This is a genomic window from Streptomyces sp. NPDC001513 (genome assembly GCF_042894695.1).
GTDB lineage: Bacteria > Actinomycetota > Actinomycetes > Streptomycetales > Streptomycetaceae > Streptomyces.
Genome location: NZ_JBIAVU010000004.1, coordinates 1 through 15,625, shown reverse-complemented (window position 1 = coordinate 15,625; position 15,625 = coordinate 1). Strand labels below are relative to the sequence as shown.

Here is a 15,625-nt window from a genome sequence, read left to right as displayed (position 1 = left end):
GCCCGCGGGGCGAGTGTCACAGGGTGACCGCCACCCCCTGCCCACCCCCGCCGCGCCGCCCACCCCCGTGGCCGGCCGCCGGCCCCCATCTGGACGGTCCGGGCCTGTTCACGGTCCTGCTGGGGCCGCTCTGCCCCTGATCGACTTCTTCATCGTCAACGTCGCGCTGCCCTCCATCGAAGCCGATCTCGCCGCCGGCCCCGCCCTGCTGGAACTGACCGTCGGCGGATACGGCGTCGCCTACGCCGTCCTGCTGGTCCTCGGCGGACGCCTCGGTGACAGCCGAGGGCGCCGCCGCCTCTTCCTCGCCGCATGGCCGCCTTCGGCCTCACCTCCCTCGCCTGCGGCCTCGCCCCGACGCCGCCGCACGGATCGCCCAGGGCGCCGCCTGCGCCCTGATGCTGCCGCAGGTCCTCGCCACCATCCAGGCCGCCACCCAAGGCCCGCGCCGGGCCCGCGCCATGAGCCTGTACGGGGCCACCGCGGGCCTGTCCATGGTCGCCGGGCAGATCCTCGGCGGCGTCCTGGTCGCAGCCGACCTCGCCGGATGCGGCCGGCGCGCGGTGTTCCCGGTCAACGTGCCCGTCGTCATCCCGGGCCTGCCGCCTGCCGCCTGCCGCCTGCCGCCCGCCCGTACCGTCCCCGACGCCCGCGCCGCCCGGCCCGCGGCCCTCGACGTCCCCGGCACCCTCCTGTTCGCCCTGTCCCCGGTCTGCCTGCCGCTACCGCTGACCGAGGGCCACGCCGCCGGCCGGCCCCAGTGGACGTGGATCCGTCTCGGCGTCTTCCCCCCCCGGCCGCCACCGCCTTCCACCTCAGCCAACGCCGGGCCGAACGCCGCGGCCACACCCCGCTCCTCCCGCCGAGCCTGCTGCGCCTTCCCTCGCTGCGCCGCGGCCTGTTCCTGCTGCTGCCCTTCTCGGCCGGCTTCAGCGGCTTCACGTCCGTCCTCGCCCAGGTCCTGCAGCAGGGCCTGGGCACGGGCCCGGTGACGGCGGGCCCGGCCTTGGCGCCGACGGCCGTGGCCTTCCTCGCCGCCTCCCCGGCCGGGCCGCGCCTCGTCGCCCGCTTCGGCAGCCGCACCGTCACCGCCGGCGGTCTCCTCCAGGCGGCCGGCATCGCCGCCCTGGCGGCCACCCTCCACCACGGGTGGCCCGACCTCGGGCCGGCCGCACCGGCCCCCGGCGTGTTCCTCGCCGGCCTCGGCCAGGGCCTCCAACTGCCCGTGCTGATGCGCCTGATGCTCTCGGACGTGCCCGCCGACCGTGCCGGTGTGGGCAGCGGCGTCATGATCACCGCCCAGCTCTGCCCTCGCCCTCGGCGTCGCCACCCTCGGCAGCCCCTTCCTCGCCCTGGCACCCACCGCCGGCACCCGAGCCGCGGTCTGCGCCACCCTCCTCGTCCAGCTCGCCCTCCTCGTCCAGCTCGCCCTGACCGTCCTGACCGTCCTGCTCAGCCTCCGCCTTCCCCGGATGCGCCGACCCGACGGGAAGCCGGTACCCGCCGGGGCGCGAGAGGTGAAAGGGTGGCCAGGCCGCGGGGGAGCACGGCCCGGGCCCCGGACGTTGGATCATCGAAGGGAGCGATGCCTTGCACCCACCGCACCACCCGAGCGATCAGGAGGACCCGATGAGCGCGGCCGACGAGGGACGGCAGTGGCCGGACGAGGTCAGTGTCGACAACGCGAGGACGACGCTGGGGCAGCTCCTCGCGCGAACGGGAGTCCCCTTCGGCGACGCGCGGCAACTGATCGGCCTCCTGGAAGCGGGCGCCCTGGCCCTCGCGCACCAGGAACTCGGCGGCGACCGCAATATCCCCGGCGACAAGGGCGAGGCCTACGCGGCGGGCTGGCAGGACGGCGCCGCCGCCCTCCTGGACGACCTCGGCGCCCTCACCGAGCGGACCCTGAGCGACGTGGTGGGAGCGGACGGGCCGGCCCCCTCCGGGGAGCGCCGCCGGGCGGGGCGGATGGAAGTGGAGCGGGCCCGGGTGGCGGTCTCCCCCCTGTACCTGTCGCTCACCGCCCTCTCGGAGCTGGACCCGGAGGTGACCGACGAGGTCCTCGCCGCCGTCCTCGCCACGATGAGCCCCCGGCAGCGGGCCGGCTACACCGGCCGGCTGACCGCGTTCGCCACCACCCACCGGACCCGCCTGGAGCGCCTGTTCGCCGCCTACGGACCGGGCAGCGCCATCACGGTGCACGGCCGCTACTCGCTCCTGCACTCCGTCACGAGCATCGCCGTACTGGAACGGCTGGTCACCTCGCCGCGGGAACTGCGCGAGGAGTGGGACGCCGCCGCCCTGCCACCCGCCTGGCTGGACGGGCTCACCACCGCCTGGAACACCCCCACCTGACCCCCCACCACCGGCAAGAGACCAGCCCACACCACGCCAAGACGAGGCCCCGAAGACGCCCGAAGGAGCCCGGGGGCACCCCCAAGAGGAATGATCGCCTCCCTCACACACATCCCGCATGATGTCCGCCATGAGCCACATAGCCAAGGGGGCCAACTCCTACGTCCCCACCGTCGCCCTCCGCGTCGCCGTGCGCCATGAACCGCACCCCGCGGCACCGCAGGTCGAAGCCGCCGCCCTGCTCCTGGACGCCGACGGCCGGGCACGCGGGGGCACCGACGTGGTCTTCCAGGGCCGGCCACTGCACCCCTCGGCCGCCGTACGGCACGCACGCGACGCCCACGACGCCTGCGCCCAGTGGCTCGAACTCGATCTGCCGCACATCGAGCCGGAGATCGAACGCGTCCTCGTCCTCTGCTCGACGGACGCCGGCACGGTCGGGGCCCTGACGCAGCCGACCGTGGAGGCGTTCGCACCCAACGGCGTCTCGGTCGTCCGCTACACGGTCACCGACGCCACGACCGAGACCGCGTTCGTCTTCGGCGAGTTCTACCGCCGCGCGGGCGGCTGGAAGTTCCGCGCGGTGGGCCAGGGCTACGCCTGCGGACTGGCGGGCCTCACCTCGGACTACGGCATCGAGGTAACAGCCGCACCCACACCCACACCCGCCCCCACGCCGGCCACACCCACACCCGTACCGGCCACGCTCCCTCCGGCTCCGGCTCCGGTTTCGCCGTCGCCGGGCCCCGTTCTGCTCGCGGGGGTGTCCAAGACCAGTGACCCGCCCCCCTTCCCGCCGTCCCCGCCCGTATCCGCCGGCGGCCCGGCCCCCCTCGCACCGGCCCCCCTCGCACCGGCCGCCGCCCTCGCATCGGCCTTCCTCGTACCGGACCCCCCTCATTCCGCCGGCGCGTGGACGTTCGGGCCGCTCTTCGAGCCTTACGCCATCGAGGGCAGGGGGCGGCAGGTCGTCACCGCGGACCGCATCCCGCCCGGTCCCGTCCTGGTCGAGATGAGCCACGAAGGCGAGGACTACCTCTGCGTGGAACGCCTGAACCGCCACAACAAGGACGACCAACTCGTCTTCAACTCCACGCTGAAGGACTTCCGCGGCCGCGCGGCCGTCGAACCGGAGGGAGGCCGCCCGCTGCGCCTGCGCATCCAGGCGTCGAACCGCTGGACACTGACCTTCAGACCGCTCGCGGACGCCCGCAGGCTCGAGTTCGGGCGCGAGCTGACCGGCCGCGGTCCCGAAGCGCTGCTCTACACAGGGCCGGTGGCCGACCTCAAGGTCAGGCTCCGTGACGAGAGCGGCGGCAGTCTCTGCTGCATGTACGGGTACGAGGTCGCCGGTCACACGGGCATCGCCGAGGCCCCCGAGAGCCTCCTGGTCAACGAGGCCGGCCGCGGCGCCCGGGTGAGCACCCCGCTCCCCGCGGGGCCCCTCCTGCTCCGCTTCATCGACGCCGAGGGCTCGTGGCGCATGAAGCTGCGCACCGTCTGAGCGGGAAGCACCCCCGGCCCGGGCGCGCCCGGCCTACGCTGGCGGGCATGCCCACCGACCACCGGCCGTTCACCGTCGACGACGGCGTCGAGGTACCCGATCCCGCACCGGGCGAGGTCTGGACCGTCGGCGCCGTCATCCTCAACCACAGGGGCGAGGCCTTCGCCCAGAAGCGGAGCCCGGACCGGCGGCTCTTCCCCGACTGCTGGGACGTCGTGGGCGGCCACGTCGAGGCCGGGGAAACGGTCCTGGAAGCCCTCGCACGCGAGGTCGGGGAGGAGACCGGCTGGCGCCTGACCCGCGTACGGCGCTTCCTTGGTGCCACGACCTGGACGGGGGACGACGGCGGGGGACTGCGGCACGAGGCGGACTATCTCGTCGAGGTCGACGGCGACCTGGACCACCCGGCACTGGAGCGGACCGAACACTGCGCCCACGCCTGGTTCACCCGCGGGAGCCTTGACCGCCTCAAGGAGAACCGCAGGCCGGGGGAGTTCCTCATCCACGACCTCATCGCCCGCGCCCTCGAAGACCCCCCGCACCACCCCTCGTAACAACACCGGGTGGGGGGGAAGGGGGGAAGGGGGGGAAGGGGGGAGGGGTGAGGGGGGGAGGGGGGAGGGGGGCTTCGGGTGGCCGGAACTCGCCCAGGGCGGGTGAACAGAGGGCTACGTACTGGTAACTTACGCGAGTTGATCAAGGTCGGGGGCGTGGCCGGCCATGCTCCCAACCGGAGCCACCCCCCAGTCAAGGAACCACATTGGCACGCACCGTCGCTGCGGCGGCCCTCGTCTCCACCTCGGCCCTCGCACTCGGCTTCTCCCTCCTGGCCGCCCCCGCCCCCGCGTTCGCCGCGGACGCGCCCACCCCGCACCTGGACTCGGTCGAGCAGACCCTGCGTCAGGTCTCGCCCGGTCTGGAGGGCTCGGTGTGGGAGCGCACCGCCGGCAACCGGCTCGGCTCCTCCACTCCCGGCGGCGCCGACTGGCTGCTGCAGACCCCCGGCTGCTGGGGCGACGCCACGTGCGCGCAGCGGCCCGGATCGCGCCGTCTCCTGGAGAAGATGCGCCAGGACATCGCCGGCGCCCACCAGACGGTGGACATATCCACGCTGGCGCCCTTCCCCAACGGCGGCTACCAGGAGGCGATCGTCGCGGGCCTGAAGGAGGCCGCCCAGAAGGGCAACCGGCTCAAGGTGCGCATCATGGTGGGCGCGGCCCCCGTCTACCACTCCACGGTGATCCCCTCGTCCTACCGGGACGAGCTGATCGCGAAGCTGGGCCCGGCCGCCGCGGGCAGCATCACCCTCAACGTGGCCTCGATGACCACCTCGAAGACCGCGTTCTCCTGGAACCACTCCAAGCTGGTCGTCGTGGACGGCACTTCGGTGATCACCGGCGGCATCAACAGCTGGAAGGACGACTACCTGGAGACCGCCCACCCGGTCAGCGACGTCGACCTCGCGCTGTCGGGGCCCGCCGCGGGCTCCGCGGGCCGCTACCTGGACACCCTGTGGGACTGGACCTGCCGCAACAAGAGCAGCTGGACCTCGGTCTGGTTCGCCGCCTCGCCCGGCGCGGACTGCATGCCCTCCCTGCCCCGGCCCGCCTCCCCCCAGGACGGGGGAGACGTACCCGCGCTCGCCGTCGGCGGCCTCGGCGTCGGCATCCGCCAGAGCGACCCCACCTCCTCCTTCCGCCCCCTTTTGCCCACGGCCGGCGACACCAGGTGCGGCATCGCAGTGGCGGACCGGACCAACGCCGACCGGGACTACGACACCGTCAACCCGGAGGAGAGCGCCCTGCGCGCCCTGGTCTCCAGCGCGACCTCGCACATCGAGATCTCCCAGCAGGACGTCCACGCCACCTGCCCGCCCCTGCCCCGCTACGACGTACGCCTCTACGACGCCCTCGCCGCCAAGCTCGTCTCCGGGGTGAAGGTCCGCATCGTGGTGAGCGACCCGGCCAACCGCGGCACCATCGGCAGCGGCGGCTACTCGCAGATCAAGTCGCTCTCCGAGGTGAGCGACGCCCTGCGCGGCCGCCTGACCGCCCTGACCGGTGACGGCGCCCGCGCGCGCACCGCGCTGTGCGAGAACCTCCAGCTGGCCACCTTCCGCGCCTCCGACCAGCCGACCTGGGCGGACGGCAAGCCGTACGCCCAGCACCACAAGCTCGTCGCGGTCGACGGATCGGCCTTCTACATCGGCTCCAAGAACCTGTACCCGTCCTGGCTGCAGGACTTCGGATACATCGTCGAGAGCCCGGCCGCGGCCGCACAGCTCAAGAGCGACCTCCTGGACCCGCAGTGGCGCTACTCCCAGGCCACCGCGACCCACGACTACACCCGAGGCCTCTGCCAGAGCTGACCCCCACCCACCCCACCCCGCCCCGCCCCACCCCGCCCCGCCACGTCCGCCCCGCCGCGTCCGGCCGGCCGGGGCGCGGAGGGCTCCGGCGGATCCTCGGGGGTGCGGTGGGGCGGGTTTCGGTGTTGGGGCTGCCGGGGGCGGTGGTTCCTGGCAGCATCGGCGGGACCGTACGTACCCGGGGGGTTCCATGCGTTCACGTGTCCGCTTACTCACCGCCGTCACCGCCGTGGTGCTGCTCGCCGGGTGCAGTTCGAGCCCCGCCGAGAAGCTGGAGGACTGGTGGTCCTCGGGAGGCGACGACCGGGTCAAAGGGCTTTCCGACACCTCGGGCCGCGTCGGCGAGGTCTACGGGCGCCCGCTGGACACCTACGGGCCCGCCTGCCAGGAGCTGCTCGCCGAGGTCGCGAAGGCCAAGAAGCTCGGCACACCCCCGAGCGAGAACGCCCAGGGGTTCTGGAAGGAGGCCCTGACCGCCTTCGAGCACGGAGGGGGCGAGTGCGTGGCCGGGGCCGGCCAGAACGACCAGCCCCGGGCCGGCGAGGGCGTCCGCGAGGTGCAGAAGGGCCTCAGCCGGCTCGCGGCCGCCGTCTCCATGATCAGGGGCGACCTCAAGGCCAAGTGACGAAGGCGCCCCAGGTGACGCCGGCGTCCCGCCGGGAATAGCCCGGCCGTGCTCCCCGTTCCCAGTATCGTTGAATCGTCAACAATCCTGGGAAGGGGAGTCATGCAGTTCGGGATCTTCACCGTCGGTGACGTCACCGCCGATCCGACGACCGGACGCGTGCCCGGCGAGCACGAACGCATCAAGGCGATGCTCGCCATCGCGCAGAAGGCCGAGGAGGTCGGCCTCGACGTCTTCGCCACCGGCGAGCACCACAACCCGCCGTTCGTCCCCTCCTCGCCCACCACGATGCTCGGCTACATCGCCGCCCGCACCGAGAACCTCATCCTGTCCACCTCCACGACACTGATCACCACGAACGACCCGGTGAAGATCGCCGAGGACTTCGCGATGCTCCAGCACGTCGCGGACGGCCGCGTCGACGTCATGATGGGCCGCGGCAACACCGGCCCGGTCTACCCCTGGTTCGGCAAGGACATCCGCGACGGCATCGACCTCGCCGTCGAGAACTACGCCCTGCTGCGCCGCCTGTGGGACGAGGACACCGTCACCTGGAAGGGCAAGTTCCGCACCCCGCTGCAGTCCTTCACCTCCACCCCCCGCCCCCTGGACGGCGTCGCGCCCTTCGTATGGCACGGCTCCATCCGCTCACCGGAAATCGCCGAACAGGCCGCCTACTACGGCGACGGCTTCTTCCACAACAACATCTTCTGGCCCCCCTCCCACACCCGGCAGATGATCGACCTCTACCGCCGGCGCTACGCCCACTACGGACACGGCACCCCCGAACAGGCCATCGTCGGGCTCGGCGGCCAGGTCTTCATGCGCAAGAACTCCCAGGACGCGATACGCGAGTTCCGCCCCTACTTCGACAACGCACCCGTCTACGGCCACGGCCCCTCCCTGGAGGAATTCACCTCCCAGACCCCGCTCACCGTCGGCTCCCCCCAGCAGGTCATCGAACGCACCCTGTCCTTCCGCGACCACGCCGGCGACTACCAGCGCCAGCTCTTCCTGATGGACCACGCGGGCCTGCCCCTGAAGACCGTCCTGGAACAGCTCGACCTCCTCGGCGAAGAAGTCGTACCGGTCCTGCGCAAGGAATTCGCGAACCTGCGCCCCGCCGCCGTACCGGACGCACCGACCCACCCCGCCCGCGTGGCAGCAGCCCGAAACACCCCGAAGGAGAACGCGCAGGCATGAAACTCGTCGTCGTATCGGCCGGACTGAGCTCGCCCTCCTCGACGCGGCTGCTCGCCGACCGGCTCACGGCCGCGACCCTGCGGCACACGGACGCCGAGCCCGAGGTGATCGAGCTGAGGGACCTGGCCACCCAGATCGCCCAGCACCTCGTCACCGGGTTCCCGCCCGCCCACCTGGCCGCCGCACTCGACGCGGTCGCGGCCGCGGACGGCCTGATCGCCGTCACACCGGTCTTCGCGGCCTCCTACAGCGGCCTGTTCAAGTCGTTCTTCGACCTCATCGACCAGGACGCCCTCACCGGCAAACCCGTCCTCCTCGGCGCCACCGGCGGCACCCCCCGGCACTCCCTGGTCACCGAACACGCCCTGCGCCCGCTCTTCACCCACCTGCGCGCACTCGTCCTGCCGACCGCCGTCTACGCGGCCTCGCAGGACTGGGGCCAGGAAGGGCTGGCACAGCGGATCTCCCGGGCGGGCGCCGAACTGGCCCGCTTCACGACACCCACCGCCGCCCACGGCAAGGCCGAGGACACCGCCCACGCCACCGACCACGCCACCGCCCACGGCACCGTCCGTGCCACGGCCGGGGCGATCACCTCGGTGGACCCGGCGGACGGCCTCGCGGTGGTGCCGTTCGCACAGAGGCTGGCCGCGCTGAACGCCGAATAGCCACGCCCCGGCCGCCCGGACCACACCCGGCGCACGGTCGCACGACAGGGAGTGCGAGGGGGCGCGAAGTGTCGAAACGATACTGCCGCGGGCATTGGAGTGAACCACCGTTCCCGCCGGCACCCCTTGACGGTTGGACCGGCCGACGCGCACATCGACAGGCGCGCCGTTCCGCACATCTTTAGGGGAGTCATGCGTATTCGTTCTGCTGTCACCGCCTCCGTCCTGGCCGCCGGCATCCTGCTGGGCGGGGCCGGTGCCGCCCTGGCCAACGACGGGGTCGACATCGACTACTTCTCCGGCGGTCACGCGGCCTCCTCGTCGAACTGCTCCACGCTCGCCGCGGTGCCCCAGAGCCGTCCCGGCTACACCGGCCCCACCTACGCCTCGAACTGTGTCACCGACAGCGAGAAGGAGTGGGTGAAGGGCGCCCACCTGGGCGCCTGACCTAGGCAGCCCACCCGCGGGGGCGGACCGACAGCCACGTCGGCCCGCCCCCGCGGCACGTCCACCCCCGCCCCGGACGGGCCGACGGAAGACCCCGTGGACACGGGTGGACAGCGCTGGGCAGTCAACGCCCCCGCAAACACTGGAGAGTGGACAGCACCCGCAGGGAGGCTGTGTGCCGTGAACGTCGCCCGCCCGCATTTCGCACCCGCACCCGGCAGCGCGACACCGCCCCTCTCCCAAGGAGTACCCGCCATGGCATCCCGACCGCTGCGCACCCTCACCGTGCTGACCTGCGCCGCAGCCCTGAGCGCCACCGCCATCACCACCGCCCACGCCGCACAGGACACCAACCGGCGCACACCGGGCATCGTCACCGCCTGGGCCCGGGCCTGGAACGGCACCGACCCCGCCGCCCTGGGCGCCCTGTTCACCGCCGACGGCACCTACACCGACGAAGCCGTGGCCGTCACCTTCCGCGGACCGGGGGAGATCGCCGGATGGAAGGCCCGCGCCGACACCCTCATCGCAGGCGTCCACGTCACCGTCCGCACCACCCGCCTCGACGGGCACCGCGTCACCGTCCGGGCCCTCTACTCCGGCCACCTCAAAGGCGCGCCCAAGCCCTTCGCCGTGCCGATGACCACCGTCCTCGACCTCGACGCGCACCACTGCCGGATCACCTCCGACCAGGACCACTACAGCCTGGCCACCGTCCTGGCCCAGTCCGGCCTGCCCGCCGACTGGACCCCGCCCGCAGCCCAGGACGGCGCCGCCGCTTGAGATCCACTCGAAGGCCGCTCGAACCACCCACCGCCGGGGCCCACCGCGCCCGTATGATCCCCATGACTTGACGATTCGATGACCCGTTCCCGAAGAATCGATGACCGAGAGACTCCGCGGACGGACGAACAGGGGGACGCACGATGGAGACCGCACGCCTGGCCTCGCTCATCGCCGCCACGCTCACCACGGGGCTGGTCAGTGGCCTCTTCTACGGTTTCTCCGTCTCCGTGATGCCGGGTCTCAAGCGCACCGACGACCGTACGGTCATCGAGGTCATGCAGCGCATCAACGTGGCCATCCTGAACGGCTGGTTCGTCCTCGGCTACATCGGGGCGTTCCTGTTCACCGCCCTGGCCCTGGCCCTGCACGTCCCGTCCGACGGACGGGACGTGCTGCCCCCGCTGATCGCGGCCCTGGTCTGCTACATCGTCTCGATGGGCGTCACCAACAAGGTGAACATCCCGCTGAACAACATGCTGGAGAAGGCCGGCCCGCCCGCCCGCATCCCCGACCCCGCCGCCGTCCGCCGCGCCTTCGAGGGCCCCTGGGCCCGGGCCAACGTGTGGCGGACCCTGCTGTGCACGGCCTCCGTGGGCTTCCTGTCCTGGGCCCTGTACCTGCACGGCCAGACCGGCTGACCCCCAGCCGGCTGACCCCCAGACCGGCCGGCTTACAGCCGGCCGCCCACAGGCTGCCCCCCTGGCAGCCGTTCCCCGGCCGGCCGTCCCCCCGGCCGGCCAGGGAACGGGACACACGAAGTCCCCCGGTCGGGTGGCCGGGGGACTTCGTGGTGGTGCTGTGGGGGGAGGTTCAGGCCGCGGTTCAGCGGGTGGCGCGGCCGTACAGGACCAGGGCACGGGCCAGGGCCGTCAGGGCCGCCGTGCACAGCAGGGTGCGGACGATGTTGGTGGAGACCCAGGTGCTTTTGAACTTCTCCACGATCGAGAAGTCCGAAAGCTTCGAGGCGTCACCCGCGTCGGCCAGTTCGTTGTTCAGCGGAATGTTCACGGAGAAGGTGATCATCAGGACGACGAGGTAGACGACGGCAGCCGCGCCGACCCAGACCGCCACGGTGCGGCGGCCGTTTCGGAACTCGACGATCGCCGAGGCCGCCGAGAGGAGCAGGGCCAGCACGAAGGCCATGCCGAAGATGCCGTTGCCGTCGATCGCCGAGTTGAAGTTCTGCATCGCGGTGACGTAGGTGCGCTCGTCGCCCGCCGCCAGACCCGGCATCACCGAGACGTCGAAGGCGAAGAAGAGGCCGGCCATCAGGCCCATCAGGATCGTGGAGACCAACAGGAGGGCGGTGGCCACCTTGCCGCGTTCGGCGGGTGCCGGGACGGGGGGCTGGGGCTGGGTGTAGGGGCCGGGCTGGGGCGCGTACGGGCTCGGGCCTCCGGCGGGGTAATGCTGGGGGCTGCCGGCCGGATTGGGGTTCATGGGACATCCTCGTCTGGGGTGGTGGGAGCACTGCTCTCCCTCGGCACGGACGTCCGATCGTGACATTCCCGGGGACACCCGGCCATGGGCTTTCCACCGGCTCTCGAGCGAACCTCAAGAGCCGGTGGCTCGATCTGTTCGGTAGCCGGTTCGGTCAGTAGCGGTAGTGGTCCGGCTTGTACGGGCCATCGACGTTCACGCCGATGTACGCGGCCTGCTCCGGGCGGAGCGTGGTCAGGCGCACGCCGAGGGCGTCGAGGTGGAGGCGGGCGACCTTCTCGTCGAGGTGCTTGGGGAGCACGTACACGTCGGTCGGGTACTCCTCGGGCTTGGTGAAGAGCTCGATCTGGGCCAGGGTCTGGTCCGCGAAGGAGTTCGACATCACGAACGACGGGTGCCCGGTCGCGTTGCCCAGGTTCAGCAGACGGCCCTCGGACAGCACGATCAGGACCTTGCCGTCGGCGAATGTCCACGTGTGGACCTGGGGCTTGACCTCGTCCTTGACGATGCCGTCGATCTTCGCGAGACCGGCCATGTCGATCTCGTTGTCGAAGTGGCCGATGTTGCCCACGATGGCCTGGTGCTTCATCTTGGCCATGTCGGCGGCCATGATGATGTCCTTGTTGCCGGTGGTGGTGATGAAGATGTCGGCCGTCTCGACGACATCGTCCAGGGTCGCGACCTGGTAGCCGTCCATCGCCGCCTGCAGCGCGCAGATCGGGTCGATCTCGGTGACGATGACCCGCGCACCCTGGCCGCGCAGCGACTCCGCACTGCCCTTGCCGACGTCGCCGTAACCGAAGACCACGGCCGTCTTGCCGCCGATGAGGACGTCGGTGGCACGGTTGATGCCGTCGATCAGCGAGTGGCGGCAGCCGTACTTGTTGTCGAACTTCGACTTCGTCACGGCGTCGTTCACGTTGATCGCCGGGAACAGCAGGGCGCCGGCCTGGTGCATCTCGTAGAGGCGGTGCACCCCGGTGGTGGTCTCCTCCGACACGCCGCGGATCTCGGATGCCAGCGCCGTCCAGTCGATGGACGTCTTCGCCAACAGGCCCAGCACCAGCGCCATTTCCTCGTTGTCCGCGGTGGACGGGTCCGGAACGGCGCCCGCCTTCTGGTACTCGACACCCTTGTGGACCAGGAGCGTGGCGTCACCGCCGTCGTCGAGGATCATGTTCGGGCCCGCGTGGCCGGGCCACGTCAACGCCTGCTCCGTGCACCACCAGTACTCCTCAAGCGTCTCGCCCTTCCAGGCGAAGACCGGGATGCCGGCGGCGGCCACGGCCGCGGCCGCGTGGTCCTGCGTCGAGTAGATGTTGCAGGACACCCAGCGCACCTGCGCCCCGAGCGCCACCAGCGTCTCGATCAGGACGGCCGTCTGCACGGTCATGTGCAGGGAGCCGGTGATCCTCGCCCCGGCCAGGGGCTGCGAGGGGGCGTACTCCCTGCGGATCGACATCAGACCGGGCATCTCGTGCTCGGCGAGGGTGATCTCCTTGCGGCCGAATTCCGCGAGCGAGAGATCTGCGACCTTGAAGTCCATGGGGTCTACTCCGTGATGGTGGTGGCTAGTTCTGGCTGAGGTTCAGGTTCTGATGGATCTCTAGAGTCGCGGTGGACTTGTTGAGAGTGATGTAGTGCAGGCCCGGCGCACCCTCGGCGAGCAGACGCTCGGCCATCGCCGTCGCGTACTCCACCCCGATCCGGTGGCCGGCCGCCGGATCGTCCTTCACGGCCTCCAGCCGCCGGGCGAGCGCCGCCGGGAAGCGGGCGTCACTCAGCTCCGCGAACCGCCGGATCTGGCGAAAATCGGTCGCCGGCATGATCTCCGGAATGACCGGTGTCAGACAGCCGACGGCACAGAGCCGGTCGCGCAGCCGCAGGTAGTCCTCGGCATGGAAGAACATCTGCGTGATGGCGTAGTCGGCGCCCGCCCGGCACTTGGCGGCGAAATGCCGGATGTCCTCACTCCAGCCGGGCGAACGCGGATGCCGCTCCGGGAAGGCCGCGACACCCACCGTGAAATCACCCAACTGCCGGATGAGAGTCACCAGTTCGTGGGCATGGGTCAGGCCGGCCGGATGCGGGGTCCACTGCCCCTTCGGGTCACCGGGCGGGTCACCGCGCAGGGCGAGCACATCGCGGATGCCCGCGTCGGCGTACTGGCCGATGATGTGCCGCAGCTCGGCGACCGAGTGCCCCACCGCGGTCAGATGCGCCACCGGCCGCAGGGTGGTCTGCGCCGCGATGCGCTTGGTGACCTCCACGGTGCGGTCACGGGAGGAACCGCCGGCCCCGTAGGTGACCGAGACGAAGGACGGCGCGAACGGCTCGATCCGGCGGATCGCCGCCCACAGGGTGCGCTCCCCGGCATCGGTCTTCGGCGGGAAGAACTCGAACGAGAAAGTCCGCCGGCCCTGGGACAGCAGCTCGCGGACACCGGGGGCGGAGGGGGCACAGGTGCGGGGACGGTCGGTGGTGGCGGCCAGAGCAGCCGGCATGTCGGACTCCTTTCCAACTCGTCGGGATTCAACGTGCGTTGAAGTACGTCGCCTCGGGGTGATGGATCACGATCGCGTCCGTGGACTGCTCCGGGTGGAGCTGGAACTCCTCCGACAGCAGCACACCGATCCGCTCCGGCTGCAGAAGGTCGGCGATCTTCGCCCGGTCCTCCAGGTCGGGGCAGGCGGGATACCCCAACGAGTAGCGGCAGCCCTGGTACTCGGTGCGGAACATCCCGTCCATGGAGCCCGGATCCGATCCGGCGATGCCCAGCTCGCCACGGACCCGCGCGTGCCAGTACTCGGCCATGGCCTCGGCGAGCTGCACGGAGAGGCCGTGCAGCTCCATGTACTCGCGGTAGGCGTCCGCGGCGAAGAGCCGGGCCGTCTCCTCGCCGATCCTGGAGCCGACGGTGACGACCTGCAGGCCCACCACGTCGGTGTCCCCGGAGTCCTCGGAGCGGAAGAAGTCGGCCAGGCACAGCCGGCGGCCGCGGCCCTGGCGGGGGAAGGTGAAACGGGTCCGCTCGGACCCGTTCTCGTCGAGGATGATCAAATCCTCGTCCTTGGAGACACACCGGAAGTAGCCGTGCACGACGGCCGCTTCGAGCAGTCCGTCGGTGTGCAGCCGATCCAGCCAGCCACGCAGCCTCGGCCGGCCGTCCGTCTCGATCGTCTCGGTGTCCTTCAGCCCCCACTGGCCCTTGAACAGGGCCGTCTCATCCAGCCAGGACGCGTACTCCTTCAGCGGAATGCCCTTGACGACGCGGGTGCCCCAGAACGGCGGAGCGGGGACCGGATGGTCGACGGCGACATCGGAGCGGCCTCCCGGCTCGGCCACCGCCACCGCCAGCGGCGTATCGCGCCTGGCGACACGGCGCTGCTTCAACGGCGGCAATACGACACCGGGAACACCGCGTTTCACCCCCATCAGCGCGTCCATGAGGCGCAGGCCTTCGAAGGCGTCGCGGGCGTAGCGGACTTCGCCTTCGTAGATTTCGTGGAGGTCTTGTTCGACGTAGGCGCGGGTGAGGGCGGCGCCGCCGAGGATGACGGGGTAGTCGGCGGCCAGCTTGCGCTGGTTGAGCTCCTCCAGGTTCTCCTTCATGATCACGGTGGACTTCACGAGGAGACCGGACATGCCGATGACGTCGGCCTTGTGTTCCTGGGCGGCTTCCAGGATCGCGGAGACCGGCTGCTTGATGCCGATGTTGACGACGTTGTAGCCGTTGTTGGTGAGGATGATGTCGACGAGGTTCTTGCCGATGTCGTGGACATCCCCGCGGACGGTCGCCAGGACGATGGTGCCCTTGCCCTCGTCGTCGGTCTTCTCCATGTGCGGCTCCAGGTAGGCGACCGCCGTCTTCATGACCTCCGCCGACTGCAGGACGAACGGGAGCTGCATCTGCCCGGAGCCGAACAGCTCACCGACGACCTTCATGCCCTCCAGCAGGGTGTCGTTGACGATCTCCAGCGCCGGCCGGGTTGTGAGGGCCTCGGCGAGGTCGCTCTCCAGACCGTTCTTCTCCCCGTCGATGATCCGCCGCTGCAACCGCTCGTCCAACGGGAGGGCGAGGAGTTCCTCGGCCCGGCCGGCCTTCAGCGACTTGGTGTTGACGCCCTCGAACAGCGCCATCAGCTTCTGCAGCGGGTCGTAGTCGCCCTCACGACGGTCGTAGATCAGATCGAGGGCGGTGGTCACCTGCTCCTCGTCGAACCGGGCGA

At 71.2% G+C, this 15,625-nt stretch carries 14 protein-coding genes and 1 pseudogene; 11 read left to right on the top strand and 4 right to left on the bottom strand.

Annotated elements, in window-relative coordinates; genetic code table 11:
- Positions 1 to 23: 23 nt before the first annotated feature.
- The 11 genes and pseudogenes from ACFYZ4_RS09300 to ACFYZ4_RS09250 all read left to right on the top strand — a co-directional run.
- Positions 24 to 1,472: pseudogene (locus ACFYZ4_RS09300) on the top strand (MFS transporter); the annotation flags it as partial.
- 157 nt (positions 1,473 to 1,629) lie between these two features.
- Positions 1,630 to 2,355 carry a hypothetical protein gene (locus ACFYZ4_RS09295; RefSeq protein WP_390783452.1) on the top strand — a complete coding sequence of 242 codons (726 nt, stop codon included), beginning with the start codon at positions 1,630 to 1,632 and terminating at the stop codon, positions 2,353 to 2,355.
- A gap of 130 nt (positions 2,356 to 2,485) precedes the next feature.
- Positions 2,486 to 3,859 carry a TerD family protein gene (locus tag ACFYZ4_RS09290; RefSeq protein WP_390783451.1) on the top strand — a complete coding sequence of 458 codons (1,374 nt, stop codon included), beginning with the start codon at positions 2,486 to 2,488 and terminating at the stop codon, positions 3,857 to 3,859.
- A 47-nt stretch (positions 3,860 to 3,906) separates the two neighbouring features.
- Positions 3,907 to 4,413: an NUDIX hydrolase gene (locus ACFYZ4_RS09285; protein WP_390783450.1), complete on the top strand. Its 507-nt coding sequence runs from the start codon at positions 3,907 to 3,909 to the stop codon at positions 4,411 to 4,413.
- Positions 4,414 to 4,619: 206 nt separating this feature from the next.
- Entirely contained in the window at positions 4,620 to 6,227 is a 1,608-nt protein-coding gene (locus ACFYZ4_RS09280; RefSeq protein WP_390783449.1) for a phospholipase, read from the top strand.
- 190 nt (positions 6,228 to 6,417) lie between these two features.
- Complete coding sequence (locus ACFYZ4_RS09275; RefSeq protein WP_390783448.1) at positions 6,418 to 6,852, top strand: hypothetical protein; 435 nt, start codon at positions 6,418 to 6,420, stop codon at positions 6,850 to 6,852.
- A gap of 102 nt (positions 6,853 to 6,954) precedes the next feature.
- The gene (locus tag ACFYZ4_RS09270) at positions 6,955 to 8,055 is read left to right on the top strand and encodes an LLM class flavin-dependent oxidoreductase (RefSeq protein ID WP_351300076.1); all 1,101 of its coding nucleotides are present in this window, start codon (positions 6,955 to 6,957) and stop codon (positions 8,053 to 8,055) included.
- Positions 8,052 to 8,723 carry a CE1759 family FMN reductase gene (locus ACFYZ4_RS09265; protein WP_390783447.1) on the top strand — a complete coding sequence of 224 codons (672 nt, stop codon included), beginning with the start codon at positions 8,052 to 8,054 and terminating at the stop codon, positions 8,721 to 8,723. The genes ACFYZ4_RS09270 and ACFYZ4_RS09265 overlap by 4 nt, the downstream gene beginning before the upstream one ends.
- 192 nt (positions 8,724 to 8,915) lie before the next feature.
- On the top strand, positions 8,916 to 9,170 hold the full coding sequence (locus ACFYZ4_RS09260) for a hypothetical protein (protein ID WP_351300082.1): 255 nt from the start codon (positions 8,916 to 8,918) through the stop codon (positions 9,168 to 9,170).
- 255 nt (positions 9,171 to 9,425) lie between these two features.
- Entirely contained in the window at positions 9,426 to 9,953 is a 528-nt protein-coding gene (locus ACFYZ4_RS09255; protein ID WP_351300085.1) for a nuclear transport factor 2 family protein, read from the top strand.
- A 143-nt stretch (positions 9,954 to 10,096) separates the two neighbouring features.
- Entirely contained in the window at positions 10,097 to 10,594 is a 498-nt protein-coding gene (locus ACFYZ4_RS09250; protein ID WP_351300088.1) for a DUF1772 domain-containing protein, read from the top strand.
- A 184-nt stretch (positions 10,595 to 10,778) separates the two neighbouring features.
- On the opposite strand, the gene ACFYZ4_RS09245 is transcribed toward ACFYZ4_RS09250, so the two are convergent.
- From ACFYZ4_RS09245 to ACFYZ4_RS09230, 4 genes are all read right to left on the bottom strand, one after another.
- On the bottom strand, positions 10,779 to 11,396 hold the full coding sequence (locus ACFYZ4_RS09245) for an anthrone oxygenase family protein (protein ID WP_351300091.1): 618 nt from the start codon (positions 11,394 to 11,396) through the stop codon (positions 10,779 to 10,781).
- Positions 11,397 to 11,550: 154 nt separating this feature from the next.
- A complete protein-coding gene (gene ahcY / locus ACFYZ4_RS09240; RefSeq protein WP_390783446.1) occupies positions 11,551 to 12,942 on the bottom strand; it encodes an adenosylhomocysteinase in 1,392 nt (463 codons plus the stop codon).
- A gap of 25 nt (positions 12,943 to 12,967) precedes the next feature.
- Complete coding sequence (gene metF / locus ACFYZ4_RS09235; RefSeq protein ID WP_351300097.1) at positions 12,968 to 13,900, bottom strand: methylenetetrahydrofolate reductase [NAD(P)H]; 933 nt, start codon at positions 13,898 to 13,900, stop codon at positions 12,968 to 12,970.
- A 28-nt stretch (positions 13,901 to 13,928) separates the two neighbouring features.
- The coding region (locus ACFYZ4_RS09230; RefSeq protein WP_390783445.1) for a vitamin B12 dependent-methionine synthase activation domain-containing protein at positions 13,929 to 15,625 on the bottom strand (1,697 nt) is incomplete at its 5' end.